The sequence below is a fragment of the Shewanella sp. SM71 genome, assembly GCF_025653905.1.
Lineage (GTDB): Bacteria > Pseudomonadota > Gammaproteobacteria > Enterobacterales > Shewanellaceae > Shewanella > Shewanella oncorhynchi.
The window spans coordinates 13,192-38,756 of record NZ_JAKKRW010000027.1; the positions used below are offsets into that span (position 1 = coordinate 13,192).

Here is a 25,565-nt window from a genome sequence, read left to right on the forward strand (position 1 = left end):
TGGTTTATTGCCCTTGCTTATAAATGATTTATTTATCACTTTTAAGCCTGTTATTCTTTGATTATCTTCAATAAATGTCTTTTTTCATCGAGTTTAGGCACCTTAAGCTCGATAACTTCTTTCACCACAAATCCACTTGGAATATGTTGCATCTCTTCATCATTCAACTGGCCTTTAAGTGCATAAAACTGTCCATGTTCGGCGGGGAGATGATGGCACCAAGTCAGCATATCTTGGATTGAGGCAAATGCACGACTTAATACACCGTCGAATTTATCCTCCGGTTGATACGCTTCTACACGGCTTTCAACTGAACTGATGTTATGTATGCCTAATTCAAAGGACACTTGTTTTTGAAAACGAATACGTTTACCTAAGCTGTCCAATAACACAAATTGTTTATCGGGATTCATAATGGCTAACGGGATCCCTGGTAAACCTGGTCCAGTGCCTACATCGATAAAACGTTCACCTTGCAGATGTTTTGAAACCACTAAACTGTCCATGATATGACGGATCAGCATAGCTTCGGGATCTCTCACCGATGTCAGGTTATAGGCTTTATTCCATTTGTTGAGCATACCAACAAAATCAATTAGTTGTTTTTTCTGCTCGACGGTTGCGGGCAAATTAATTTCGGCTAAATAAGCCTCTAACTGGGCAGATAACACTGAGCAACCTCAACAAAGATACGATTATGAACGCGAAGGCTATTATGAAGCCCGAAAACGATGAAGGGAAGCCTGAATGCTTCCCTTCTATGACCTAAGCAGCGATTAAGCTAGCTTTTACGCACTCTTACGTAATAAGCCACGCTTTTTGAGGTGAACCAACAAAATTGAAATAGCCGCAGGCGTAATACCAGAGATCCGTGAGGCTTGGCCTATGGTTTCTGGTTTATGGTTATTTAACTTAGCAATCACCTCGTTCGACAAGCCCGGTACTTCTTTGTAATCGAGCGTCAAAGGCAAACCAGTGTTCTCATTACGCACAGCTTTGTTGATCTCTTCCTGCTGACGTTGAATATAACCAGAATACTTAACTTGGATCTGAACTTGCTCAGCCGCCTGTGGATCTTCAAGCCCTGGACCAAAACCTTCGATCTGCATCAACTTGCTGTAATCCATTTCTGGACGACGCAGTAATTCTTCAAATGATGCTTCGCGAGAGATAGGCGTATTCAAGTGTGGGTTTAACGCATGGATCAAAGGTGAATTTGGATGCACCCATTGAGCGCGCAAACGTTGTAACTCAAGTTCGATCGATTCTAACTTCTCACTAAATGCCGCCCAGCGAGTGTCGTCAACTAAACCTAATTCGCGACCTTTTGCCGTTAAGCGAATATCAGCGTTATCTTCACGGAGTAGCAAACGGTATTCGGCACGGCTAGTAAACATGCGGTACGGTTCTTTGGTACCTAGAGTCGATAAATCGTCAACTAGCACTCCAAGATACGCTTCGTCACGGCGTGGACACCAGGCTTCTTTGCCTTGCACTTGCAGTGAGGCATTCATGCCTGCTAACAAACCTTGAGCACCGGCTTCTTCATAACCTGTAGTGCCGTTTATTTGGCCAGCGAAGAATAAACCGTTGATCGCTTTGGTTTCTAATGAGTTTTTTAGATCTCTTGGATCGAAATAATCGTATTCGATCGCATAACCTGGACGCATGATTTCTGCGTTTTCCATGCCTTTGATCGAACGTACTAAATTCAACTGTACATCGAAAGGTAAACTAGTAGAGATCCCGTTAGGATAGATCTCATTGGTATTTAAACCTTCTGGTTCGATGAAGATCTGATGCGAAGATTTATCCGCAAAGCGGTGGATCTTGTCTTCAATCGATGGGCAATAACGTGGACCAATACCTTCGATGACGCCTGAATACATAGGGCTTCTGTCTAAACCACCACGAATAATTTCATGGGTTTTTTCATTGGTGTGAGTGATCCAGCAAGAAATCTGTTTTGGATGATGACTGACATCCCCCATAAATGACATGACAGGTAACGGAGAATCGCCTTTCTGTTCAGCCATTTGAGAAAAATCGATCGTGTTTGCATCGATGCGTGGCGGTGTACCTGTTTTTAAACGGCCAACTCGGATCGGTAATTCACGTAATCGATTTGCTAAAGCAATCGCTGGTGGATCGCCTGCACGGCCACCGCTGTAGTTTTCTAAGCCTATATGAATTTTGCCGCTTAAGAATGTACCTGTTGTTAATACAACAGCTGGAGATTCAAAAGCTAAACCCATTTGGGTAACTACACCAACTACTTGATGATTTTCAACAATTAAGTCATCTACGGCTTGTTGGAAAATACGTAAGTTAGGTTGGTTTTGTAATATATTTTGGATTTTTTGACGATACAGTGCACGGTCAGCCTGTGCTCGTGTTGCTCGTACTGCTGGGCCTTTACTTGAATTTAAGGTTCTAAATTGGATCCCTGCATAATCGGTTGCGATTGCCATTGCACCACCTAAGGCGTCAATTTCTTTCACTAAATGGCCTTTGCCTATGCCACCGATCGCTGGATTACATGACATTTGTCCTAACGTATCGATATTGTGCGTTAGTAATAATGTTTTTGATCCCATTCTTGCTGCTGCCAACGCGGCTTCAGTTCCGGCATGACCACCACCAACAACAATAACATCAAACCGTTCATGAAAATGCATGCCACTACCTTCAATTGCTAAGAGACTCAGTACGAGCCGAGCATTTTAGCATTTGCTTCGTCTTAGGTGAATGATCATTTTACGCTGTTCGATCGAGATGATCCGGACTAATAGATCTTAAGATCTTTATATAGATCTTCTTATTATGTTTACTATTAGGATCGCGTTTTTCTGTGCATAACCCAAATTAATTATATAAATCATTAATTAGCGCGATCTTGATCCTGTGATCTGATCGCGATCTAATGTCATTAAACATGGGGATAGATCGCCTACTTATCCACAAGGCGGATCATTAAGCAGATCGGACTGTGAATAGTACAGAGGTTGATCAGATCTAAATAATAGCTTATCCACATGTTTATACTTTAAATAAGTAAATTGTGGATAAATAGGATCTAAACTGTACATAGATCGGGACCTTATCCAATAAGCGATCTTAAATGTCCTGTTGCCATTGTGCTAACCATGCAAGGGCTGGGTCTTCCGGCACAGGATCAAGCTGTACATCGATCTGGATCTTATCCACAAAGGCTTTTGCATCGCAGTCTTGAATGGCCGAAATTAATTTTTCTGGGCCTTGGCAAAAGGTATCGTAACTTGAGTCACCAATTGCACATAAGGCAAAGTTTACTTGGCTGAGATCCGGTTTTTGCTCGGTAATTTCGTTGAAAAAAGGCTGAATATTATCTGGAAGATCACCAGCTCCATGAGTTGATGACACGATAATCCACAGTGCATGGGTGTCTATTTCGCACAATGTTGGGGTTAAATGAACTTGAACTTGGTGTCCTTGCTCCATTAATTGGGCCATCATTTCGTCGGCAACATACTCTGCACTGCCCAATGTTGTACCAACGATTACTTCAATCTTTGCCATTATGATTTCTCAGTGTGTTGTTGTTTTTAAAACTAATTTTAATTAAATAGATAGCTGAATGGCTATTATTATGTTCATCATAAAGGAAATGTGGATAGGACCACAGAAGCGATACGTGATTTTTGCAGTTTTTGCATCCTTTATATAAGGTTGGTTTCGCTTACATGTTACCTTTAGCTTCTTGATACATAATTAATATATTTAAAAAGTTAATTTCATTTAAAATCAAATAATTATAATAGGATGATCCATGACAACACCCGTAAATGCGCCCCAGTGGCCACGGCAAATTCCTTACATCATAGCCAGTGAAGCTTGTGAACGTTTTAGCTTTTACGGTATGCGGAATATTCTTACCCCATTCTTGATGACAGCACTTTTGTTGTCTATTCCAGAAGAACTGCGCGGAACTATGGCTAAGGATGTGTTCCATTCCTTTGTCATTGGAGTGTATTTTTTCCCGTTACTCGGTGGTTGGATTGCCGATCGTTTTTTCGGTAAATACAATACTATCTTATGGTTAAGTTTAATTTACTGTGTTGGCCATGCGTTTCTCGCTATTTTTGAACACAGTATTCAAGGGTTTTATACGGGATTATTTTTAATTGCGCTCGGATCGGGTGGGATTAAGCCCTTGGTTTCTTCCTTTATGGGAGATCAATTTGATCAAACCAATAAAACATTGGCGCAGAAAGCGTTTGATCTATTTTATTTTACGATTAACTTTGGCTCCTTCTTCGCCTCGTTATCTATGCCATTACTATTGAAATATTATGGTGCTGCGGTCGCATTTGGGATCCCTGGTGTCTTAATGTTTATTGCAACTGTGTTCTTCTGGTTAGGCCGCAAACGTTATGTGCATATGCCACCCGAACCGAAAAATCCCCATGGTTTTTTACCCGTTATTCGTACCGCATTGCTCACTAAAATCGCTGGTCAAGCCAACATAGGTTTAGTGTTAGCTTTAGTTGGGATAATTTCTGCAGCGTATGCCTTAGTGAATATTCCAACCTTAGGTATCGTTGCTGGTTTGTGTTGTGCGTTAGTACTAGTGATGGGATTTGTTGGCGCAGGGGCTTCATTGCAACTCGAACGGGCTAGGGGGATCCATCCGGATATCGCCGTTGATGGGGTGCGTTCAGTACTACGGATCTTAATCTTATTTGCGTTAGTGACTCCCTTTTGGTCTTTGTTCGATCAGAAAGCGTCCACTTGGATACTGCAAGCCAATGACATGTCTAAACCTGATTGGTTTGAACCCGCCATGATGCAAGCTTTAAACCCATTATTAGTTATGTTACTGATCCCATTTAATAACTTTGTGTTATATCCGGCGATTGAGCGCATGGGTATAAAGTTAACTGCTTTGCGTAAAATGGGGGCTGGGATTGCCATCACGGGCGTGAGCTGGATAGTCGTTGGTAGCATTCAATTGGTGATGGATGGCGGCTCGGTATTATCAATATTTTGGCAGATTGTGCCCTATGCTTTGCTCACCTTTGGTGAAGTATTAGTCTCTGCCACTGGGCTAGAGTTTGCCTACAGCCAAGCGCCTAAAGCCATGAAAGGCACTATCATGAGTTTTTGGACCTTATCAGTGACCGTAGGTAACTTATGGGTGTTACTGGCGAACGTCAGTGTGAAAAGTCCGGCTGTGACTGAGCAAATTGCCCAGACGGGGATCAGTATTACCGCATTTCAGATGTTTTTCTTTGCTGGTTTTGCCATCTTGGCGGCATTGATGTTTGCGCTTTATGCAAGATCCTATCAAATGCAAGATCATTACCGCCACGTCGAATCATGAGTTAGTCGATGAGTGGAAATATTCGGTTGTAGATAAAAAATCAGCCCATATTGTATGGGCTGATTTATCTGGAAATAATATTAAGGTTAGTTATTTTCCGATACAGAAAGAGCTAAAAATTTTGCCTAAGAGATCATCTGAGGTGAAGCGGCCAGTGATTTCTGATAGTGCTAATTGGCACATGCGTAACTCTTCTGCCAGCAGCTCTCCTGCTAGATAAACTTCTAATTGTTCTTTACCCAATTGCAGATGGCTTGCGGCGAGTTCTAGGGCTTCTAAGTGACGACGCCGGGCGATAAAGCCACCTTCGAGGTTACTCTGGTAGCCCATGAGTGATTTTAAATGCTGCTTTAACTGTTCAACACCTAAGCCCGTTTTAGCCGAGATCCGGTAAACACTATAACCTTGTTCCTCTGTCATCATTAAGTCTTCGCCAGTAAGATCGGCTTTATTGCGGATCACTGTTACACCTAAATTTGAGGGCAGGCGATCGATAAAGTCAGGCCAAATATCATGGGGATTAACGGCGGCAGTGGTGGTGCCATCCACCATAAATAACACCCGATCGGCACTGTTTATTTCATTCCACGCGCGTTCTATACCAATTTGTTCAACGGTATCTGTCGTATCACGTAGGCCTGCGGTATCTATAATGTGCAGCGGCATGCCATCTAAGTGGATGTGCTCACGTAATACATCCCGTGTTGTACCAGCAATTTCGGTAACAATAGCCGATTCTTTACCGGCTAAGGCGTTTAATAAGCTGGATTTTCCGGCGTTAGGACGACCCGCGATCACGACTTTCATGCCTTCGCGGATGATAGAACCTTGTTTAGCACTGGCTTGCACTAGGTCAAGTTTGTCGATGATTTTGTAGAGTGCATTGGCAATTTTGCCATCACTTAAAAAGTCGACTTCTTCATCGGGGAAATCAATCGCAGCTTCTACATATAAACGTAGGTTAGTGACTTGATCCACCAGCTCATGGACTTCCTTAGAAAATTCACCCTGGAGTGATTGCAGCGCGCTTTTAGCCGCTTGCTCACTGGTGGCATCGATAAGATCGGCAATCGCTTCGGCTTGGGTTAAGTCTAGCTTGTCGTTCATAAAGGCTTGTTCGCTGAACTCACCGGGTTTGGCTATTCGAATACCACCGACTTCCATTACACGTTTGATCAGCATGTCTAGAACGATTTGGCCGCCGTGGCCTTGAAGCTCTAATACATCTTCGCCAGTAAAGGAATTGGGGCCTTTAAAAAACAGCGCTATGCCTTGGTCGATTACTTGGCCTGTTGCACTTTTAAAGTCGCAATAATCGGCATATCTCGTTTTAGGAAGATGACCCAATACGGCCATAGCGACATCACTGGCCTTGTTGCCTGAAATTCGGATGATGCCAACGCCGCCACGTCCGGGCGCGGTGGCTTGAGCCACGATAGTGTCAGTTGTCACGGAAATACCCACCAAACTAATATCTATCAAATCATGTAAAGGAAAAGGCGGCTAATTAAGCCGCCTTTAGTATTATTTTCACTTTATGCTTTGCTAAAGGTAGGGCTTATTTTAAGCCTTTTTTCTCAAGACCTGCATAAATAATCTTCTGCTGCGTGATGGCAACTATGTTACCTACTAACCAGTACAGTACTAGACCTGATGGGAACCACAGGAAGAATACGGTAAAGATTACTGGCATCCATTGCATCATTTTCACTTGCATTGGATCCATTGTCGGCGCAATTGGTTGCATCTTCTGCATTACAAACATAGAGACGCCCATCAGCAGCGGCAGTATGTAGTAAGGATCTTGTACCGATAAATCGTGGATCCACAGCATAAATGGTGCATGACGTAATTCGAAGCTTTCTAGCAATACCCAGTATAAGGCAATGAAGATTGGCATCTGTAAAATAATAGGTAAACAGCCACCCATAGGGTTAACTTTTTCTTTCTTATACAGTTCCATCATGGCTTGACCCATCTTTTGACGGTCATCACCAAAGCGTTCTTTCAAATCTGTTAGCTTAGGTTGCAGATTACGCATCTTCGCCATTGAGGTGTACTGCGCCTTTGTCAGCGGGAACAGTAAACCACGAACGGTTAATGTTATCAGAATAATTGCCACACCCCAGTTACCGACGAATGATTGATAGAACATCAATAGCCAGTGAATAGGAACCGCTAACCACCATAAGAAACCGTAATCAACCACTAGATTTAAGGTTTCAGAAATCGCTGACAGTGCTGCTTGATCCTTAGGACCAACATAGAACTGTGAGCTAATTTCTTGGCTGGCACCAGGTGCAATATCGTATACCGCGCCGCGGAAACCAATATTAGCTAAACCGCCAGCACTGACACTAGAAAAAATGGTGTTGCTGTCAGTTGCGGGTGGCACCCAAGCTGAAACGAAATAGTGTTGTAACATGGCTGCCCAACCGCCTAAAGTGGCTTGGTTCAGGTTACTTTTGGCCATGTCGTCAAAGTTGTATTTTTCATAGCGCACATCATTCGTTGAGAACGCACCACCACGATAGGTAGGCATCATCATGCTGCTTTCAGATGGCTTGATCGTTTGTTTAATCTGACCATACATCTGAACTTGCAGTGGTGCTGCTGAAGTGTTGTTGATTTTATAGTCAACATCTATGTTGAACTTACCGCGATGGAATACGAACACTTTAGTGTAAGTCACACCATTGTCAGCGATATAAGTTAACGGTACTTCTAAGGTATCTTGGCCTTCGGCTAAGGTATATTCAGTTGCCGTTGTGCTAAATGCGGCACGGCCTTTTGCGCTGCTATCAATACCATCGCGACCAATTAGGCCACTTTGAGCGATATAAGTGAAATCATTCGTTTGCTCAAGCAATACAAATGGTTGATCTTTCTCTAGTTCTTTTTTGTGCGAAACTAACGCAGCAAAAACGATGTCACCACCCACTGGATTGATCTGAATGTCTAACTGATCTGTTTTTACCGTAATCAGTTTGCTGTTTGCAGTAACTGCTGCAGCAGGAACACCTGTATCAGCTTCTGGAACATCGGCACTGTGCGAGCTTGCCGCGTTCGCCACTAAGGACGATTCGGTTGCAACGGGTTTAGGAGCTTTGTCTGCTTGCCACTGTTGCCACAGCAAAAAGCTGACAAACAGTAGTCCTATGAGCAATATATTGCGTTGAGATTCCATAGCCTATTTATTACACCTATCATTTTTAGGGGGGACGGGATCACTACCGCCGGGATGTAAAGGGTGACATTTTAATATGCGTTTCAATGCAAACCAACAACCTTTCGCGGTTCCATGCACTTTTATTGCTTCAATAGCGTAGTGAGAGCAGGTGGGATTGAAACGGCATCGAGGGCCCAGTATAGGGCTTATGAATACTTGATAGCCACGAATTAACGTGGTCGCTAGCCATTGTAGCGGCGACTGAGTTTGCGCCATAGCTTTTCTATCAATTTGTTGATTTCAGCGTTTTCCATTTCCATCACGCCATTTCTGACAAGCACAACAATATCAAGATGAGGAATGTCGTGTTGATTTAAGCGAAAACTATCTCTGATCACGCGCTTAATACGGTTACGTTGATTGGCGCGTTTTACATAGCGTTTAGCAACAGTAAGGCCCATACGCGGATGTTGTTCCGTGTTAGGAATAGCGAGCAAGGTAATTTCAGCAGAAGATGCTTTGATGGGATTGGAAAATACAGATTTAAATTGCGCGGGAGTTAACAAACGTAACTCCCGCGAAAAGGTATAGCTAGTCAACTAGTTACCCACTTATTAAGCAGATAAACGAGCGCGACCTTTCGCACGACGACGTGCAAGCACCTTACGGCCGCCTACAGTAGCCATACGAGCGCGGAAGCCGTGAGAACGCTTGCGCTTCAGGTTGCTAGGTTGAAAAGTACGTTTACTCATGATGGCAATCCGTCTTTGTTATTAGTGAACATATCCTTATCTCTAGGATAGAGGTAAGGGCAAAAAAGAGGCCGAATTGTAATCACAATACTTAGTCACGTCAACAACGAAAGTAAGTAAGTGCTTTATTTCTGCCAGCGTACCCTTAGATCAATCCCCAGAATACACCATAAGATGTGGATAACTCTGTGTACGGACACTACATGTAGTAGTGAAGGGGATCTTCGAGCCGATCGAAGGGGCGCCATTATAGATCAATGTGGATCGCTTAATAAAGCAGGATTTGCGGTTAGTGCTGAATAAAAGGATCGTTTTGGATCTTTGATGATCGAGGATATCCACATAGAATGATCTCGCTGGGGATAAATATTTTTTAAGGATAGCGATCCTTGAGATCTCGCTATAGAATACACCTCTTTTTTGATGATCTTTTGGGGATAACTAAGTGGCTGTTTCACTTTGGCAACAATGTATCGGACGACTGCAAGATGAGCTTTCTGCTCAGCAGTTCAGTATGTGGATCAGACCGTTACAAGCCGAAATGGATGGAGATACTCTGGTGCTTTATGCGCCCAACCGCTTCGTGCTTGATTGGGTCAGAGATAAGTACATCAATATCATTAATCAGTTCTTTACTGAGCAAATGGGTAGCGACGCGCCTAAATTGCGTTTCGATATCGGTAGTCGTCCTTCGGCGAAAAAGCCAAGTGTACCGGCACCGATTGCGCCAACTCGAGCACCCAATACCCAAACGAAAGCGACGGTAGGCACGACGTTTAATGTCCAAGCCGAGCCTATGGCGAACGCGAATCACCGCAGTAACATCAATCCTAGCTACCAGTTTGATAACTTCGTAGAAGGTAAGTCTAACCAATTAGGTAAGGCTGCGGCGTTACAAGTGGCTGAAAATCCGGGTGGTGCTTATAATCCACTATTTTTATATGGCGGAACAGGTCTAGGTAAGACTCACTTGTTGCACGCTGTAGGTAATGGGATCATTAAAAATAATCCGAATGCCAAAGTGGTTTACATGCATTCCGAGCGTTTTGTTCAGGACATGGTTAAAGCGCTGCAAAACAACGCGATCGAAGAATTTAAACGTTATTACCGTAGCGTCGATGCCTTGTTTATCGATGATATTCAATTTTTTGCCAATAAAGACAGATCCCAAGAAGAATTCTTCCATACCTTCAATGCGTTGCTTGAAGGGAATCACCAAATTATTTTGACTTCAGATCGTTATCCAAAAGAGATCGACGGTGTTGAAGACAGATTGAAATCGCGTTTCGGTTGGGGTTTAACTGTGGCGATTGAGCCACCAGAGTTAGAAACCCGCGTGGCGATTTTGATGCGTAAAGCTCAAGAGAGCGGCATTAATTTACCCGATGAAGTGGCTTTCTTTATTGCTAAGCGTTTACGCTCAAACGTGCGTGAGCTAGAAGGGGCGTTAAACCGCGTTATCGCCAACGCAAACTTCACGGGTCGGCCAATTACCATTGATTTTGTTCGTGAAGCCTTACGTGACCTCTTGGCACTTCAAGAAAAATTAGTCACTATAGACAATATTCAGAAAACCGTAGCTGAATACTACAAGATCAAGATGGCTGATATGTTGTCTAAGCGTCGTTCACGCAGTGTCGCGCGCCCAAGGCAAGTGGCAATGGCGTTATCCAAAGAATTAACTAACCAAAGCTTGCCGGAAATTGGTGATGCTTTTGGTGGTAGAGATCACACCACAGTGTTGCATGCCTGTCGTAAGATTGCTCAGCTACGGGAAGAGAGCCACGACATTAAAGAAGATTATGCTAATTTGATTAGAACCTTATCTTCTTAAAACAAGGAATTTGGACACGATGAAATTCTCAATTGATAGGGATGCCCTATTAAAGCCGTTGCAATTGGTGTGTGGTGCGGTAGAAAGACGCCATAACTTGCCCATTTTGTCTAACCTCCTTGTAGAAGTAAGTGGTCACTCACTTAAGCTGACTGGTACAGATTTAGAAGTCGAACTCGTGGGCCAAGCTGTGGTTCACGGTGATATCGAAGAAGGTCGTACTACGGTTCCGGCGAAGAAACTGCTCGATATTGTTAAGTCTTTGCCAGAACAAAGCGAACTGAAAGTCGAACAACAAGATAATAAATGGTTGTTGCGTTCAGGCCGTAGCCGTTTTTCCTTAGCGACGTTGCCCGCAGAAGAATACCCCAACGTTGAAGCCTTCCAAGCTGAGATTGAATTTAGCTTGAAGCAGGGCGTGTTGAAGTCAATTATCGACTCGACGCAGTTTTCAATGGCTAACCAAGATGTACGCTATTACCTCAACGGATTATTGTTTGAAACTGAAGGTAATGTGTTGCGTGCGATAGCGACCGACGGCCATCGTTTAGCCTTAAGTCATCGTACGATTGAAGCACAATTACCGGAAAAACAAGTCATTGTGCCCCGTAAAGGCGTAATTGAAATGGCGCGCTTATTGGAGTCTGACGATCTCGATATCACCATTGCTATTGGTGATAATGCTATTCGTGCCACCACGGCTAACACAGTATTTACCAGTAAATTAGTCGATGGTCGCTTCCCTGATTATCGCCGTGTATTGCCAAAGGGCGGTGATAAAATTGTGATTGCGAGTCGTAATCACTTGAAGCAAGCGCTGACGCGGGCTTCTATTTTATCCAATGAAAAATTCCGTGGTGTGCGTATTCAACTCGAAAATGGTCTGCTCAAGATCACCGCTAATAATCCTGAACAGGAAGAAGCGGAAGAAATCATTGATGTGGAATACAACAATCAGGCCTTAGAAATTGGTTTTAACGTCAGTTATTTACTGGACGTGCTCAACAACCTTAAGTCCGATGATGTGCGTATCACGCTCATTGATGGTAACTCCAGCGCCCTAATCGAAAACCATTTGGAAGAAGATTCCATGTATGTGGTTATGCCGATGCGCTTATAAACCATCGATTTTTACGTTACCCGTGTCTGTACCTCTGTCTTCGATGTCTATGCCGCTTAACGGCGGCACAGTGTTTAATGCACAGCATTGGCCATTCCTTCACTCATTTACCGATAGTCTTAGCCTGTGGCAGCGATTGAGTTGCTCGTTAAGTGCTATGAATCCTTGCCTACGCCGTTTACGCGGCTTAATGAGTAATGCATGAGCCTGACCCGTCTCAATATCGAAGCGTTTCGCAACATTCAGTCCGCACAGTTAATCCCCGCACCTGGGATTAACGTGATTTATGGTCAAAATGGCAGCGGAAAAACCAGTATTTTAGAGGCCATTTATTTCCTCGGTATGGGGCGCTCTTTTCGCAGCCATTTATCCCAACGAGTGATTAATCACGATGACGATAAATTAACGCTATTTGCGACTTTAAATTTAGCGCGCGGTGACAGTAAAATTGGTTTACGCCGATTTCGCAATGGTGAGACGGAAGTGAAAATCGACGGCGAAAAAGTTAAACGTCTGTCGACCTTAGCCGAAGCTTTACCTATTCAAGTGATCACACCTGAAAGCTTTTCTTTACTGTTTGAAGGCCCAAAATCCCGTCGACAATTTATCGATTGGGGCGCATTTCATGCTGACCCACAGTTTTATGGCGCTTGGACGAATGTTCGCCGCGTTCTTAAACAAAGAAATCAATTACTTAGAAACGGTTCGGCTTACAGTCATATTCAATTTTGGGACCAAGAGTTTGTGCGCTATGCCGAGCAGGTCACCGAAATACGAAACCATTATGTAGACTCGTTAAATGAGCTACTTAAGGGTATAATCGGGGAGTTTTTACCGAGTGTAGATGTGAAGGTTTCATTTACGCGCGGCTGGGATAGTAAAACGGATTTTGCAGAACTACTCGAAAACCAATATTCCAGAGATTTGGCCACAGGTCATACCGTCAGCGGTCCCCATAAAGCTGACCTTAGACTTCGTGTAGGCACTTTGCCAGCGCAGGATGCCCTGTCCCGTGGTCAATTGAAATTATTAGTCTGTGCACTGCGTATTGCACAGGGAAAGTTGCTCAAACAACAAATAGATAAAAACAGTATTTATCTTGTGGACGATCTTCCGTCCGAGTTGGATGCACAGCATAGGCAGCTATTGCTTAAGCAGTTAACGGATACCGAAGCACAAGTTTTTGTGACCGCCATTGATCCTGCTGCAATAGTCGATTCGTTACACACGCCTCCCAGTAGGATGTTTCATGTGGAACAGGGACGTGTAACGGTAATTGAATAACCATTGAGAGAATAATATGTCAGAGAATAGTTACGATTCTTCGAGTATTAAGGTCCTTAAGGGCCTTGATGCAGTACGTAAGAGACCTGGGATGTATATTGGTGACACCGACGACGGTACGGGTCTACATCATATGGTGTTCGAAGTAGTCGATAACTCTATCGATGAAGCCTTAGCCGGCCACTGTAGCGATATTACGATTACTATCCATGTAGATGGTTCGGTTTCTGTTAAGGATGACGGCCGTGGTATTCCGGTCTCTATCCATGAGGAAGAAGGCGTATCGGCGGCAGAAGTTATTATGACGGTATTGCATGCCGGCGGTAAGTTCGACGATAACTCCTATAAAGTGTCTGGCGGTCTCCACGGCGTGGGTGTATCGGTTGTAAACGCTTTATCTAAAAAGCTGCAAATGACCATTCGTCGTGCAGGCAAAGTATACGAGCAGTTTTATACTCACGGTGTGCCTGATGCGCCGATCAAAGAGATTGGTGATGCAACCAAAACCGGTACTGAAATCCGTTTTTGGCCAAGTGAAGATACCTTCAGCGATGTTGAGTTTCACTTTGAAATTCTGGCAAAGCGTGTGCGTGAACTGTCTTTCCTTAACTCAGGCGTGGGTATTCGTCTGGTTGATGAACGCGACAATAAAAATGAATTTTTCAAATACGAAGGCGGTATTAGCGCATTCGTCGATTACCTGAACCGTAATAAAACACCCGTCAACAAAGACGTATTCCACTTTATGCAAGAGCGTGAAGATGGCATTACCGTTGAAGTGGCTATGCAGTGGAATGACGGTTATCAGGAAAATATTTTCTGTTTTACCAACAACATCCCACAGCGTGATGGTGGTACTCACTTAGTCGGTTTCCGTAGTGCGTTGACACGTAACCTCAACAGCTACATGGAAAACGAAGGCTATAACAAGAAAGGCAAAACCAGCGCGACTGGCGACGATGCCCGCGAAGGCTTGACTGCCGTTATCTCTGTTAAAGTGCCAGATCCTAAGTTCAGCTCGCAAACCAAAGACAAACTGGTTTCTAGTGAAGTGAAAACCGCGGTTGAACAAACCATGGGTGAGAAGCTGAACGATTATCTGCTGGAAAACCCAGCTGATGCGAAGTTGATCGTCGGTAAGATTGTCGATGCTGCCCGTGCCCGTGAAGCGGCGCGTAAAGCTCGTGAAATGACCCGTCGTAAAGGCGCACTCGATTTAGGTGGTTTGCCAGGTAAGCTGGCCGATTGCCAAGAAAAAGATCCTGGTCTTTCAGAAATTTACATAGTGGAAGGTGACTCTGCTGGTGGTAGCGCTAAGCAGGGACGTAACCGTAAGAACCAAGCGATCTTGCCACTGAAAGGTAAAATTCTAAACGTTGAGAAGGCCCGCTTCGATAAGATGTTGTCTTCTCAAGAAGTGGCCACACTGATCACGGCACTTGGCTGTGGTATTGGTCGCGACGAATATAACCCAGATAAAACCCGTTATCACAACATCATCATCATGACGGATGCTGACGTCGACGGCTCGCACATTCGTACTTTGCTGTTGACCTTCTTCTTCCGTCAAATGCCTGAATTGATTGAACGTGGTTATGTGTATATTGCTCAACCGCCTTTATTTAAAGTGAAAAAGGGCAAGCAAGAACAGTATTTGAAAGATGAGCCAGCATTGACTCAATACCTCACGACTCAAGCATTGGATGGCACTGTTGTGTATCCAACGCAAGGTGCGATTGGTATGTCAGGTGAGCCGTTAGAGCGTTTAGTGACTCAGTATCGTGAAGTGGAAGCCATTGTTGCTCGTTTAGAGCAGCGCTATCCAACGCACATTACTAACCGTATGCTTTACCATCCAATGATCACCAACGAGATGTTGGCCGATGAAGGCAAGATGAAAGAGTGGATCGATGCCTTTATCCATGAGCTGGTGGAAATGGAAAACAGCGGTGTACTGTATTCTGCTGAGCCGATTCTCGATCCTGAGCGTAAAGTGTATCTGCCTAAGATCACCATTCGTAAACACGGTATCGATACTAACTATCTGTTTACTTATGACTTCTTCCAATCAAGCGATTATCAACGTATCGGTAAGTTAGGTGCGGCGTTAGATGGCATGATTGAAGAAGGCGGCTATGTACAACGCGGCGATCGTGTTAAAGAAGTCGGCAGCTTCCTTGAAGCGCTAGATTGGACGATTTCTGAAGCCAAACGCGGCTTATACATTCAACGTTATAAAGGATTGGGTGAGATGAACCCTGAGCAATTGTGGGAAACTACAATGGATCCTGAATCACGCCGTATGTTGCAAGTCACGATTGATGATGCCGTGGGTGCCGATCAGTTGTTCACTTGTTTGATGGGTGATCAAGTTGAACCTCGTCGTGAATTCATCGAAGCGAACGCATTGAACGTGGCTAACTTAGACGTTTAATGCTAGATGTATAATATTAGACGTGTAATGCGTGTTAAGACTCGCGTTAGTACTTGAATGATTAAGGGAAAGCCAAGGCTTTCCCTTTTTTATCTCTATGATTTATCTCTTTATCGATCAATACCCGCTTCATCCGCTGCAACAATTTCTGTCTCTACTTTAGCCGCATTAATCCACGCCTGCATTTCCGGACAGTTGATCACATGCTGCATATAGGCACGGCTTGCCTGTGAGACTTCAATATCGTAGGTAAGAAAACGCATAACCACAGGGGCAAACATCATGTCGGCAATCGACCATTGGCCAAATAACCAAGTACCTTCCGCATGTGATGGGGCAAACTCGGCCATCTGTGCAGACCAAATCGCATCGATGCGCTCAATGTCTTTGCGGACCGCATCAGTGAGCTCAACATAGCGCCTCGCGCGTATGTTCATTGGTAGAGCGTTACGCACGGCATTAAAGCCTGAATGCATTTCACTGGCAATCGATCTAGCCTTGGCTTTTTGTTTAGGATCTTGCGGCCATGCGCTACCTGCAAGATAGGTGTCGTTGAGGTATTCACAAATTGATAGTGAATCCCATACCCTAATGTCACCATCGACTAATGTCGGTACTTTTAACGTCGGCGAAATGGCTTCGAGTTGCTGATAGAAGCTGTCGGTATCGAGTTGCAGTAATACTTCGTTGAACGGTACGCCAGATTTTGCGGCCATAAACCAAGCCCGCAGTGACCAGCTAGAGTAGTTTTTATTGCCAATATAAAGATCCATTGTTTGTCCTTGAGTGAAATGCCGAGTGTTTCTGCAAAGCTACTATATGGACTCATTTCACCTATGACTAATGAATATTTTACCCTTTCTACATCCGCTAATACGCGTCATTTCTCTTGAGCTTACGAGTCACTTTTATTGAATTTAAACGACCCACAGCATTGAGATAATTTAACCATATCTTAATTACTTTGCTCGATGGATTCTGTCGAGATAAAGGCTAATTGGCGAGATAAATGGATGTGGCAGCGAGTGATTTACCCCGTAAGTGCACTGATTTTTATGCTATCGGCGGTGGCAAACGCCGATGAGGCAAATAAGTTATTGAATATGTGTAAGGCCTGTCATGGCGAGTCCGGTGTGAGTCGTTTTGAGCATATTCCTAATATCGGATGGCAAAACTCAGAATACCTATTGAAGCAACTGCGAGCCTTTAAGGCGGGGAATCGCCAAGATCCCACTATGACTAAAGTCGCCCAACTCTTGACTGAGGCTGATATGCAGCTGATGGCGGATTACTTTTACCTCGGAAAGGATAAATAACATGGATCTTAATCGTCGGGTTTTTATTAAAGGTGCGGTAGCGACGTCTGTGTTATCAGCTTTACCCGTTAAGTGGGTATTTGCCGAACAGCTTCCCGCAGCCGTCACTCCTCTGGATATATCAGCATTAACTTGGACTAAGGCAGATGACTTACCGAGTTATTTCAAAGTGTTAAACACTCATCCACTGAATGCGTTTCCGCCGGAGCATAAGCTCGCTCCTGCCGTGACGCCTGCAGATGCCTCGTTTATCCGTTGGAATGGCATAGTGCCTGACTTTAAGGCGTTAGATGCTAAAACTTGGACTTTTCAAGTGGATGGTGAGTCTGTAATCACCCCAAAAACCTACACAATTGATGAACTTAAGCGTCGCTTTAAGCATTACACATTGCAGTTGCTGATTGAATGTGGCGGTAATAGTCGCTCTGGCTTTTTTCCTAGTACTAAGGGTAATCAGTGGAATAATGCCGGCGTATTTTGCTCCGAGTGGACAGGTGTCTTAGTGAGTGATGTGCTTAAGGATTGCGGTATTAAAGCTGATGCTGTTTACACAGGCCATCACGGTGTTGATCGGCATTTGAGCGGCAAAGGTGAGGCGATTTCACGCGGCGTACCAATAAAGGCGGCGCTTGAAGAGCTTGGGCTTATTGCATGGTCGATGAATGGTGAGGACATTCCTTATCTACATGGATATCCCTTACGTATTGTGTTTGGTGGACGGCCGGGCTCCGTTTCGCAAAAAGCGGCGACGGGGATCAGTGTGCGTAATAAAGTTCATGATGGACATAAAATGGAAGCACCAGCGTATCAACTCCCTAAATATCCGATAGCGCCAGGTGAGTCTGTTGATGATAAAGATTATAAAATCATTGAAGAAATGATAGTGAAGTCATTGATCACTCAACCCCAATCTGGAACCGAATTAGCTGTGGGTCAAAAGATGACTATCGCAGGTCATGCTTGGGCGGGATTGCGGGAAGTGGTTAAGGTGGAAGTCAGTTACGATTATGGCACCCGTTGGTTTGCCGCTGAATTAGAAAAACCTAAAAACATAACAGCATGGCAGCAATGGAAGATTGAATTGCAATTACCGTCGCAGGGTTATTATGAAATCTGGGCCAAAGCGACCGATAGTGAAGGTGATAGTCAGCCTGTCGTACAACCGCAATGGAATCCTAAGGGATATATGTTTAACGGCTGCCACCGTATTGCCGTTAGGGTGGTGTGATGAAGTCGCATATCAATAAACTGATATTGCTTGGGCTAGTGGCATCCAGTATTTCGCTAGCCGCTGAGTATCCAGTGGACCCTAAATCGGGTTTGATCATGGCTCCTGGCTGGGAGTTAGTGAACTATCAATGTAATGCCTGCCATACCAGTATGATAGTCGTGCAAAACCACGGCGATAAAGCCTTTTGGAAAGAGACTTTGCAGTGGATGATAGACACTCAGGGTTTATGGGACTTGTCGGATACTTGGGAGCCCACCTTGAGTTATCTAAGCACTCATTATGGGCAGGCTGAAATGGATATGACGATCTTCAGACGTCTACCTTTAGAACCGAACCTGCAGCCTGTGCTAGTTAACCCTTTCCCTAAGGAACCAAAATGAAAGCGATTATCATAAGTTTGATTGCGCTATGTGGCTTATCCACAGAGGTTAATGGAGAGGTTTATCAAGCAGATATAGAGCGAGGTCAGGCATTGGCTACAGCACAGTGTGAGTCATGCCATGGCAATGCGGTGATCGCTATGGCCAAGCAATTCCCAAACTTAAAGGGACAAAAATTAGCTTATCTTAATAAACAGCTCGTCGATTTTAAAACCGGTTTACGACTCGAACCTTTGATGCAATCACAAGTCAGCGCGTTAAGCTCTGAGCAATTACAAGATGTGGCGCTGTTTTATAGCCAGCAAGTTACACCGAACCTAAGTGCGAATTAGCACGAGCATAGTGTGTTATTTGAATTAAACCGATATAGGGTTTAGTAGGGAATACGGGGTGATATTTTGTAGATTTGATTATGCAGTGGTTCGTTAACCTAGGCTACGTTGTAGTCGGTAGAAGTAGTCATGCCATTCCGCTTGCGCCGTTGCCGCTTGTTCATCGTCAACCAATTCGAATTTAACTGTCTGCCCTGGGCGAGTTTGCGCGAGTTTCCACAAATCGGCTTCAATAATCACGGCTATTTGAGGGTGATTGCTGGTGGTCTTAGCATCGGCAAGTAACACTAAAGGTTGCCCTGAAGCTGACACTTGAATGACTCCTGGCTTGACTGTATGGGATTGAACAGGGAATGGTTTTGCTAAGGTCAATATTTCCCCGTTGAGTATTGCACTTGCACGATTGCTTTCTGCCGAAAGTTGCCACTGTGTTTGCCAGAATATTTGCTGAGATTTCAACGAGAAGGCTTGGGTGTGCTTTGTTGCGAGTGCGCGAATATGCCCATTCCAACTTTTTTGAATTGCGCCAACTTGCCTTCTTAGTGGATGAGCGGAACCTAAGGTCAGGTTATCGCCAGCTTCTAATGCGCGGCCATGAAATCCACCGATACCTGAGGTTAAATCAGTTGCAGCAGAATCCATCACTAACGGCACTTTAACGCCGCCGTCAACCGCAACATAGGCACGCATGCCTTTATTTCCCCCTCTAAGACTGAGTTTTTGTCCTGCCTTAATGGAGTAGCGCCAGCCGCAAACTATGGGTTTATTGTCTATGCGGGCATCGAAATCGGCACCCGTTAAGGCAATCCAAGCATCGCGTTTAAACAAAAAAATCGATTGTCCGAAGGTCAATTCCAGTACGGGTGTATTGTCTGGATTTGAGAGTAGGCGGTTTGCTAAACACAGTGCAGGTCTATCTAAGGCACCAGCTTGGGTTACGCCTAAATGTCGATATCCCATGCGTCCGATATCTTGAACTGTGGTTAGTGCACCCGCTTTTATTACCTCGATCATCAAATTTTCCGTTGTTAGCTCGCGAGTAGATTGTTAATCAATTAAAGGGAGACAAAATATGTATCCCTTTAGGAATGGTAGGCGTATTGTCAGTTAAATGATGCTGAAATGTAAGTTTTTTGAGGTTTCAACTTGTAACCAAGATTGTCTTTGTAAAAGCAGTAATGGTGGGATAGAAGAAGTCCGAAATGAATTGAATATGTTACACTTAAGCTAAGTATTAGCCTGTCTACAATGTCTTAATACACGGCTTGAGCTGATCAAAATGGATTTATGATGGGCAATATTTAACTGACTTTTTAACAATTATTTATAATGACAGGTTGATGCTTCTTGATTAAATCACTTTTTAATAAACTCTTTAATATTCGCGATACGGCGACCGTTGAGAGACCCAAAAGTTTTTCAACGACGGACTTAGGTAAGTCGCTTGAATCTGCGCGAAAGCCAGCTAAACCTCTCGAAGACATTAGCGTGGTATCTGTCGATTTATCTGCACTCTTTTATAGTTTGTTGTTTCCGACACGGGTAAAGGACACTGGTGGTGTAGCGAATAATCTTGAACGTCGGGTAATGGCGGAGATAGAGCAGGCCTTAGCATCGCCACAAGTCATCGCCGAAAAAGTGTTAAAGCTGCCGTCAAAGGTATTGGAGTTAGATCGTAAATTGGCCGACCCACAATTTGATATTAAGGATCTATTAGCGCTTATCGAGCGAGATCCTTTATTGAGTGTGGAGGTGCTTAAGCTGTGTAATTCTCCCGCGTTTAAACGTAGCGATAGGGATATCACCAGTTTACAGCAGGCTTTGGTACAACTTGGCCGCGAACAGTTGAGAAAATTTGTCACCACTTGTTTAGTGCGTGAAATGTTGGATATCAAACCAATCTATTTCCGTCGTTTTGGGGCTGAAATTTGGCGCCATTCGATGCAGGTTGCTTTTCTTGCCAGTGAGTTAAGCGATGAAGATCAAGATACGGCTTTTTTATTGGGCCTATTACACGATGTCGGCAAGTTAGCCATTTTTAAAATGCTCCTTGATGCATTTGTACAGGCAGAGCCGGGAGAACAGCCTAATTCTGGATTATTTAGACAAGTGATGACGACGAAATCGTTAACCTTGAGTTCATTGCTTGCTAAGCATTGGCAGTTACCCAATACCTTTGAAACAGAATTAGACAAGCTTGCCAGTGTGAACTCGCGCCCGCAAGCGGGGCTCGCCGCTGTGGTGTGGCGGGCGAATGTGATTAGCGAGATTTCTATGCTGCATCAAGCAGGGCAATTATCCCCTGAGATACTGGCGAATTTACTGCAGCAAGTTAACTTAGATCAAACTCAATTTGATGGCTTACATCAAAAACTGACGCAGTTTTGATTGGGCAATTTAATACATTTGGTATAAGAAATCTGGACAATAAAAAACGCGCTATGTAGCGCGTTTTTTATAAAGCGATAATTTTAAAAGCTTTAGTATCATTATTGCAGTAGTGATATATCCGCGACGTGTAGGAACTGCTCGCGTAGATTATTCAACAATGCTAAACGATTGTTTTTCAACGCTTCATCATCTGCCATTACCATCACATCTTCGAAGAACTGATCCACGCTTTCACGTAGGCCAGCTAACAAGGTTAAGGCTTGTTGGTAATCGGCATTGGCAAACAAAGGTGCCAGCAGTGGTTGTAGCTCGTTCAACTTGGCCGCTAATGCTTGTTCTGCGGCTTCGGTTAACAGACTCGCATTGATCGTTGTCGGTAAAGCACCTTCAACCTTAGCCAGAATGTTCGATACACGTTTGTTCGCTGCCGCAAGTGTGCTAGAAGCTTCTAGGCTTCTAAAGTGTGATACCGCATTGATACGGCTATCAAAATCAGCTGGGCGTGTTGGGCGACGTGCTAGCACGGCTAAGATCACATCAACACCAATGCCTTTATCTTGATACCAAGCGCGGAAGCGAGCCATTAAGAACTCTAACACTTCGTCGCTTGTATTGGCGTTGCTTAAGTTAGTGCCATGCAATGCTTGTGCTTTAGCGATAAGATCAACTAAATCAAGTGGTAGCTTGTTTTCTACTATGATACGTAGCACGCCAATTGCTGCGCGGCGTAGGGCAAAGGGATCGGCTGCGCCTTTAGGAGCTTGGCCAATACCAAAGATACCGACTAAAGTATCGAGTTTATCTGCTAATGCGACTGCGCAAGATACACCTGCACTTGGCACAGTGTCACCAGAAAACTTAGGCTTGTATTGCTCTTCCATTGCAACTGCAACGGCTTCGGTTTCACCATCGAGGCGGGCGTAATGCATGCCCATAGTGCCTTGAGTATCGGTAAATTCCATCACCATATTGGTCATCAAATCGGTTTTAGATAACAAACCTGCACGGGCTGCATCAACCGCATTCGCGCCAGTTTGCTCGGCAATAAAGGCGGCGAGGGCAGATATACGGTTTACTTTGTCTTTTAATGTACCCAGCTGCTGTTGGAACAGGACGGTTTCTAAGCTAGGTAAACGCGATTCCAGCGTGTGTTTTTTATCGGTATTAAAAAAGAACTCGGCGTCGGCAAGACGTGGACGAACGACTTTCTCGTTACCAGAGATAATTTGCGCAGGATCTTTAGATTCTATGTTGGTCACAAAGATAAAGTTTGGCAGTAACTTGCCCGCGTCATCAAAAACTGGGAAGTATTTTTGATCGCCCTTCATGGTGTAGACCAAAGCTTCAGACGGTACGGCTAGGAATTTTTCTTCGAAGCTGGCGGTCAATACCACTGGCCATTCAACCAAAGAGGCGACTTCTTCAAGTAGACTTTCTTCGATATCGGCTGTACCACCAATCTTAGCGGCAGCTTTTTCGGCATCGGCTTTGATTAATGTTTTACGGCTTTCGTAATCGGCGATGACTTTGCCTTTTTCTTTCAGGTCGGCAAGGTAGTGATCAGCATGAGCTAATTCAAACTGCTTGAGTCCCATAAAGCGGTGACCGCGAACAGTGCGTGCTGATTTGATACCCAGCAATTCACCTTCAATCAACTCACTGCCTAACAACATAGTCGCGGTGTGCACAGGACGAATAAATTGGGTTTTATTATTACCCCAACGCATTGGCTTAGGAATGGGCAATTTATCGAGTGCACGTTGAGCCATAGCAGCGATCAAACTTTTTGTTTCGACGCCTTCAACTTTGGCGTTATGGACTAACCATTCGCCTTTATCTGTAACTAAACGTTCCGCTTGCTCAACAGTAATACCATTACCACGTGCCCAACCTTCGGCGGCTTTAGTTGGCTTACCTTCAGCATCAAAGGCTGAACTCACGGCGGGGCCACGTTTCTCAACCACTTTGTCGGCTTGTGCAAGGGCAAGTTCAGTGACGTTAATCGCCAGACGACGTGGCGCTGCGTACCAAACGGCTGAGCTAAATGCTAAATCGGCTTTGCTGAGTTCTTCGGTAAAGTTAGCTAAAAAGGATTCAGCCAGTTTACGCAGTGACTTAGGGGGTAACTCTTCTGTGCCTAACTCTATGAGTAAGTTTTCAAAATTCATGTTTTTACCTCTACTTACACATTGGGAAGCCAAGCGCTTCGCGTGCCTGATAATAAGATTCAGCGACCGCTTTCGCCATAGTACGAACGCGTAAGATGTAACGCTGACGTTCAGTCACTGAAATGGCATGGCGGGCATCGAGCAGGTTGAAGGCGTGTGAGGCTTTCATCACTTGCTCGTAGGCGGGCAGAGGTAAAGGTTTTTCTAGCGACAATAAATGCTGACACATTTTTTCACACTGATCGAACAGGGTGAACATAAAGTCCACATCGGCGTGTTCGAAGTTATAGGTCGATTGCTCGACTTCATTTTGATGGAACACATCACCATAGGTGATTCGGCCCAGTGGACCATCGGTCCATACGAGATCATAAACGCTATCAACGCCTTGGATATACATGGCCAGACGCTCTAGGCCATAGGTGATTTCACCTGTGACTGGGCTGCATTCGATGCCGCCGACCTGTTGGAAGTAAGTAAACTGAGTCACTTCCATACCATTAAGCCAAACTTCCCAGCCTAAGCCCCAAGCACCTAGTGTTGGTGATTCCCAGTTATCTTCCACAAAGCGGATATCGTGGATTTGAGTATCAATACCCAGTGCTTGCAGTGAGCCTAAATACAGCTCCTGAATATTGTCAGGCGAAGGTTTTAACACGACTTGGAACTGGTAGTAGTGCTGCAGGCGGTTAGGGTTTTCACCGTAACGACCATCTGTAGGGCGGCGCGATGGCTGCACATAGGCACTGCTCATAGGTTCAGGCCCTAAAGAACGTAGGAAAGTTTGTGGGTGGAATGTACCAGCGCCGACTTCCATATCTAAAGGTTGAACAATTGCACAGCCTTGCTGTGCCCAATATTCCTGCAGGGTGAGAATGAAACCCTGAAATGTTTTTACGTCGTGTTTTGTCGTCATGTCTACTTGTCTACTGCCGTCAGCCTGAATAGAAAATGGGTTCGATTATACCTTGTAGATATCTGCTTATGTAGGTTATTTTTTACCTTCTTAATTAAAACAATAAGGTTATATACCATGGAAGAGATCCGCTGTGGCTGGGTAAGTGATGATCCCTTGTATCGTGAGTATCACGACAAAGTGTGGGGGCGACCTGTTTATGATCCAAAGGAGCTGTTTGCTAAGTTGTGTTTAGATGGTCAACAGGCCGGATTATCTTGGATAACTATCCTGAAGAAGCAACAAAACTATGAACAGGCCTTTGCTAATTTTGAACCTGAGATTATTGCGACTTTCGATGAGGCGAAAGTAGAGGAGCTCATGTTGAATCCCGGTATAGTGCGCAATCGCTTGAAGGTGAACTCTATCATCAAGAATGCCAAAGGTTATTTAGCCTATACTGCCGATGGGAAGGATTTCTCTGCTTTTTTATGGAGTTTTGTGGGCGGTAAACCCATAGTTAATCAGATTAGGGCAATGTCGCAAGTTCCGGCACAAACGCCAGAATCTGAAGCCATGTCAAAAGCGTTAAAGAAGCTTGGATTTAATTTTGTCGGCCCAACCATTTGTTATGCCTTTATGCAGGCGGTGGGTATGGTGAACGATCACCTTGTCGAGTGTATTTCCTATCAGGCCTGTGTCGATTCTTGTGCTGAGCATAGCCACTAGAATCATTAATCGTTGAGCTGACTGATATTAAAGAAAACTCTTGTAGAGTATCCAAATATAAAAAAGCATGTTCCACGTGGAACATGCTTTTTGAGCTTCGCTGAAACTTATCTTGTAAAACTTAAACGGTCTCAACAGGAAAGCTATTCTCCTCAGACTTGAAAGTAG

Annotated in this window: 24 protein-coding genes; 12 read left to right on the forward strand and 12 right to left on the reverse strand. The window is 44.3% G+C overall.

Annotated features, from left to right (window positions below; all coding sequences use genetic code 11):
- Positions 1–50 precede the first annotated feature (50 nt).
- The 3 genes from rsmG to mioC form a co-directional block, all read right to left on the reverse strand.
- Entirely contained in the window at positions 51–671 is a 621-nt protein-coding gene (rsmG, locus tag L5L97_RS20540; protein ID WP_131524521.1) for a 16S rRNA (guanine(527)-N(7))-methyltransferase RsmG, read from the reverse strand.
- Positions 672–788: 117 nt separating this feature from the next.
- Positions 789–2,678, reverse strand: coding sequence for a tRNA uridine-5-carboxymethylaminomethyl(34) synthesis enzyme MnmG (gene mnmG / locus L5L97_RS20545; RefSeq protein ID WP_113941417.1), 1,890 nt, complete (start codon positions 2,676–2,678; stop codon positions 789–791).
- Positions 2,679–3,117: 439 nt separating this feature from the next.
- Positions 3,118–3,558, reverse strand: coding sequence for an FMN-binding protein MioC (mioC, locus tag L5L97_RS20550; RefSeq protein WP_263183790.1), 441 nt, complete (start codon positions 3,556–3,558; stop codon positions 3,118–3,120).
- Between the two features lie 250 nt (positions 3,559–3,808).
- On the opposite strand from mioC, the gene L5L97_RS20555 reads away from it, so the two are divergent.
- Positions 3,809–5,362, forward strand: a complete 1,554-nt coding sequence (locus tag L5L97_RS20555) for an oligopeptide:H+ symporter (RefSeq protein ID WP_173248474.1) — start codon at positions 3,809–3,811, stop codon at positions 5,360–5,362.
- Positions 5,363–5,452: 90 nt separating this feature from the next.
- Here the strand turns inward: L5L97_RS20555 and mnmE are convergent, their stop codons facing one another.
- The 5 genes from mnmE to rpmH all read right to left on the reverse strand — a co-directional run bounded on the left by mnmE (position 5,453) and on the right by rpmH (position 9,283).
- Complete coding sequence (gene mnmE / locus L5L97_RS20560) at positions 5,453–6,814, reverse strand: tRNA uridine-5-carboxymethylaminomethyl(34) synthesis GTPase MnmE (RefSeq protein ID WP_263164821.1); 1,362 nt, start codon at positions 6,812–6,814, stop codon at positions 5,453–5,455.
- Between the two features lie 106 nt (positions 6,815–6,920).
- On the reverse strand, positions 6,921–8,549 hold the full coding sequence (gene yidC / locus L5L97_RS20565) for a membrane protein insertase YidC (RefSeq protein ID WP_105250801.1): 1,629 nt from the start codon (positions 8,547–8,549) through the stop codon (positions 6,921–6,923).
- A gap of 3 nt (positions 8,550–8,552) precedes the next feature.
- A complete protein-coding gene (gene yidD, locus L5L97_RS20570) occupies positions 8,553–8,807 on the reverse strand; it encodes a membrane protein insertion efficiency factor YidD (RefSeq protein WP_006083829.1) in 255 nt (84 codons plus the stop codon).
- Positions 8,774–9,130, reverse strand: a complete 357-nt coding sequence (gene rnpA, locus L5L97_RS20575; protein ID WP_105250802.1) for a ribonuclease P protein component — start codon at positions 9,128–9,130, stop codon at positions 8,774–8,776. The genes yidD and rnpA overlap by 34 nt, the downstream gene beginning before the upstream one ends.
- A gap of 15 nt (positions 9,131–9,145) precedes the next feature.
- Entirely contained in the window at positions 9,146–9,283 is a 138-nt protein-coding gene (gene rpmH / locus L5L97_RS20580; RefSeq protein WP_006083827.1) for a 50S ribosomal protein L34, read from the reverse strand.
- A 445-nt stretch (positions 9,284–9,728) separates the two neighbouring features.
- Here rpmH and dnaA point away from each other — a divergent pair, with 445 nt between their 5' ends.
- The 5 genes from dnaA to gyrB are packed head-to-tail and all read left to right on the forward strand — an operon-like array spanning position 9,729 to position 15,955.
- Positions 9,729–11,117, forward strand: coding sequence for a chromosomal replication initiator protein DnaA (dnaA, locus tag L5L97_RS20585; protein WP_113941415.1), 1,389 nt, complete (start codon positions 9,729–9,731; stop codon positions 11,115–11,117).
- 19 nt (positions 11,118–11,136) lie between these two features.
- Positions 11,137–12,237: a DNA polymerase III subunit beta gene (gene dnaN, locus L5L97_RS20590; protein ID WP_105250803.1), complete on the forward strand. Its 1,101-nt coding sequence runs from the start codon at positions 11,137–11,139 to the stop codon at positions 12,235–12,237.
- Positions 12,212–12,442 (forward strand): hypothetical protein, encoded by a 231-nt coding sequence (locus L5L97_RS20595; protein ID WP_219255773.1) that lies wholly within the window; start codon positions 12,212–12,214, stop codon positions 12,440–12,442. The genes dnaN and L5L97_RS20595 overlap by 26 nt, the downstream gene beginning before the upstream one ends.
- Positions 12,439–13,521 (forward strand): DNA replication/repair protein RecF, encoded by a 1,083-nt coding sequence (recF, locus tag L5L97_RS20600; protein WP_131524517.1) that lies wholly within the window; start codon positions 12,439–12,441, stop codon positions 13,519–13,521. The genes L5L97_RS20595 and recF overlap by 4 nt, the downstream gene beginning before the upstream one ends.
- A 16-nt stretch (positions 13,522–13,537) precedes the next feature.
- On the forward strand, positions 13,538–15,955 hold the full coding sequence (gene gyrB / locus L5L97_RS20605) for a DNA topoisomerase (ATP-hydrolyzing) subunit B (protein WP_113941413.1): 2,418 nt from the start codon (positions 13,538–13,540) through the stop codon (positions 15,953–15,955).
- Positions 15,956–16,065: 110 nt separating this feature from the next.
- Here the strand turns inward: gyrB and L5L97_RS20610 are convergent, their stop codons facing one another.
- Positions 16,066–16,728 (reverse strand): glutathione S-transferase family protein, encoded by a 663-nt coding sequence (locus L5L97_RS20610; protein ID WP_263183797.1) that lies wholly within the window; start codon positions 16,726–16,728, stop codon positions 16,066–16,068.
- A gap of 240 nt (positions 16,729–16,968) precedes the next feature.
- Between L5L97_RS20610 and L5L97_RS20615 the strand changes: the two genes are divergently transcribed.
- Genes L5L97_RS20615 through L5L97_RS20630 form a run of 4 tightly spaced genes read left to right on the forward strand, consistent with a single transcriptional unit; the run spans position 16,969 to position 19,214 of the window.
- Positions 16,969–17,271, forward strand: a complete 303-nt coding sequence (locus L5L97_RS20615; protein WP_006083821.1) for a c-type cytochrome — start codon at positions 16,969–16,971, stop codon at positions 17,269–17,271.
- A 1-nt stretch (position 17,272) separates the two neighbouring features.
- The gene (locus tag L5L97_RS20620; protein WP_263183800.1) at positions 17,273–18,499 is read left to right on the forward strand and encodes a sulfite oxidase; all 1,227 of its coding nucleotides are present in this window, start codon (positions 17,273–17,275) and stop codon (positions 18,497–18,499) included.
- Positions 18,499–18,882: a cytochrome C gene (locus L5L97_RS20625; protein ID WP_263148671.1), complete on the forward strand. Its 384-nt coding sequence runs from the start codon at positions 18,499–18,501 to the stop codon at positions 18,880–18,882. The genes L5L97_RS20620 and L5L97_RS20625 overlap by 1 nt, the downstream gene beginning before the upstream one ends.
- Positions 18,879–19,214 (forward strand): c-type cytochrome, encoded by a 336-nt coding sequence (locus L5L97_RS20630; protein WP_263164815.1) that lies wholly within the window; start codon positions 18,879–18,881, stop codon positions 19,212–19,214. The genes L5L97_RS20625 and L5L97_RS20630 overlap by 4 nt, the downstream gene beginning before the upstream one ends.
- Before the next feature lie 93 nt (positions 19,215–19,307).
- Here the strand turns inward: L5L97_RS20630 and L5L97_RS20635 are convergent, their stop codons facing one another.
- Positions 19,308–20,228, reverse strand: a complete 921-nt coding sequence (locus L5L97_RS20635; protein WP_263148669.1) for a biotin-dependent carboxyltransferase family protein — start codon at positions 20,226–20,228, stop codon at positions 19,308–19,310.
- Positions 20,229–20,561: 333 nt separating this feature from the next.
- Between L5L97_RS20635 and L5L97_RS20640 the strand changes: the two genes are divergently transcribed.
- Positions 20,562–21,602, forward strand: a complete 1,041-nt coding sequence (locus L5L97_RS20640) for an HDOD domain-containing protein (protein WP_263183803.1) — start codon at positions 20,562–20,564, stop codon at positions 21,600–21,602.
- A 101-nt stretch (positions 21,603–21,703) separates the two neighbouring features.
- Here the strand turns inward: L5L97_RS20640 and glyS are convergent, their stop codons facing one another.
- Entirely contained in the window at positions 21,704–23,773 is a 2,070-nt protein-coding gene (gene glyS / locus L5L97_RS20645) for a glycine--tRNA ligase subunit beta (protein ID WP_263183805.1), read from the reverse strand.
- A gap of 10 nt (positions 23,774–23,783) precedes the next feature.
- Complete coding sequence (gene glyQ / locus L5L97_RS20650) at positions 23,784–24,689, reverse strand: glycine--tRNA ligase subunit alpha (RefSeq protein WP_219235734.1); 906 nt, start codon at positions 24,687–24,689, stop codon at positions 23,784–23,786.
- 117 nt (positions 24,690–24,806) lie between these two features.
- On the opposite strand from glyQ, the gene L5L97_RS20655 reads away from it, so the two are divergent.
- Positions 24,807–25,397, forward strand: a complete 591-nt coding sequence (locus L5L97_RS20655) for a DNA-3-methyladenine glycosylase I (RefSeq protein ID WP_263183806.1) — start codon at positions 24,807–24,809, stop codon at positions 25,395–25,397.
- Positions 25,398–25,565 lie beyond the last annotated feature (168 nt).

Excerpts from the sequence above, each read along its gene's own strand:
- mnmG (WP_113941417.1), bottom strand. The coding sequence starts at position 2,678 with ATGCATTTTCATGAACGGTTTGATGTTATTGTTGTTGGTGGTGGTCAT.
- mioC (WP_263183790.1), bottom strand. The coding sequence starts at position 3,558 with ATGGCAAAGATTGAAGTAATCGTTGGTACAACATTGGGCAGTGCAGAG.
- L5L97_RS20555 (WP_173248474.1), top strand. The coding sequence starts at position 3,809 with ATGACAACACCCGTAAATGCGCCCCAGTGGCCACGGCAAATTCCTTAC.
- yidC (WP_105250801.1), bottom strand. The coding sequence starts at position 8,549 with ATGGAATCTCAACGCAATATATTGCTCATAGGACTACTGTTTGTCAGC.
- yidD (WP_006083829.1), bottom strand. The coding sequence starts at position 8,807 with ATGGCGCAAACTCAGTCGCCGCTACAATGGCTAGCGACCACGTTAATT.
- rpmH (WP_006083827.1), bottom strand. The coding sequence starts at position 9,283 with ATGAGTAAACGTACTTTTCAACCTAGCAACCTGAAGCGCAAGCGTTCT.
- dnaN (WP_105250803.1), top strand. The coding sequence starts at position 11,137 with ATGAAATTCTCAATTGATAGGGATGCCCTATTAAAGCCGTTGCAATTG.
- L5L97_RS20595 (WP_219255773.1), top strand. The coding sequence starts at position 12,212 with ATGTGGTTATGCCGATGCGCTTATAAACCATCGATTTTTACGTTACCC.
- recF (WP_131524517.1), top strand. The coding sequence starts at position 12,439 with ATGAGCCTGACCCGTCTCAATATCGAAGCGTTTCGCAACATTCAGTCC.
- gyrB (WP_113941413.1), top strand. The coding sequence starts at position 13,538 with ATGTCAGAGAATAGTTACGATTCTTCGAGTATTAAGGTCCTTAAGGGC.
- L5L97_RS20610 (WP_263183797.1), bottom strand. The coding sequence starts at position 16,728 with ATGGATCTTTATATTGGCAATAAAAACTACTCTAGCTGGTCACTGCGG.
- L5L97_RS20615 (WP_006083821.1), top strand. The coding sequence starts at position 16,969 with ATGTGGCAGCGAGTGATTTACCCCGTAAGTGCACTGATTTTTATGCTA.
- L5L97_RS20620 (WP_263183800.1), top strand. The coding sequence starts at position 17,273 with ATGGATCTTAATCGTCGGGTTTTTATTAAAGGTGCGGTAGCGACGTCT.
- L5L97_RS20625 (WP_263148671.1), top strand. The coding sequence starts at position 18,499 with ATGAAGTCGCATATCAATAAACTGATATTGCTTGGGCTAGTGGCATCC.
- L5L97_RS20630 (WP_263164815.1), top strand. The coding sequence starts at position 18,879 with ATGAAAGCGATTATCATAAGTTTGATTGCGCTATGTGGCTTATCCACA.
- L5L97_RS20635 (WP_263148669.1), bottom strand. The coding sequence starts at position 20,228 with ATGATCGAGGTAATAAAAGCGGGTGCACTAACCACAGTTCAAGATATC.
- glyS (WP_263183805.1), bottom strand. The coding sequence starts at position 23,773 with ATGAATTTTGAAAACTTACTCATAGAGTTAGGCACAGAAGAGTTACCC.
- glyQ (WP_219235734.1), bottom strand. The coding sequence starts at position 24,689 with ATGACGACAAAACACGACGTAAAAACATTTCAGGGTTTCATTCTCACC.
- L5L97_RS20655 (WP_263183806.1), top strand. The coding sequence starts at position 24,807 with ATGGAAGAGATCCGCTGTGGCTGGGTAAGTGATGATCCCTTGTATCGT.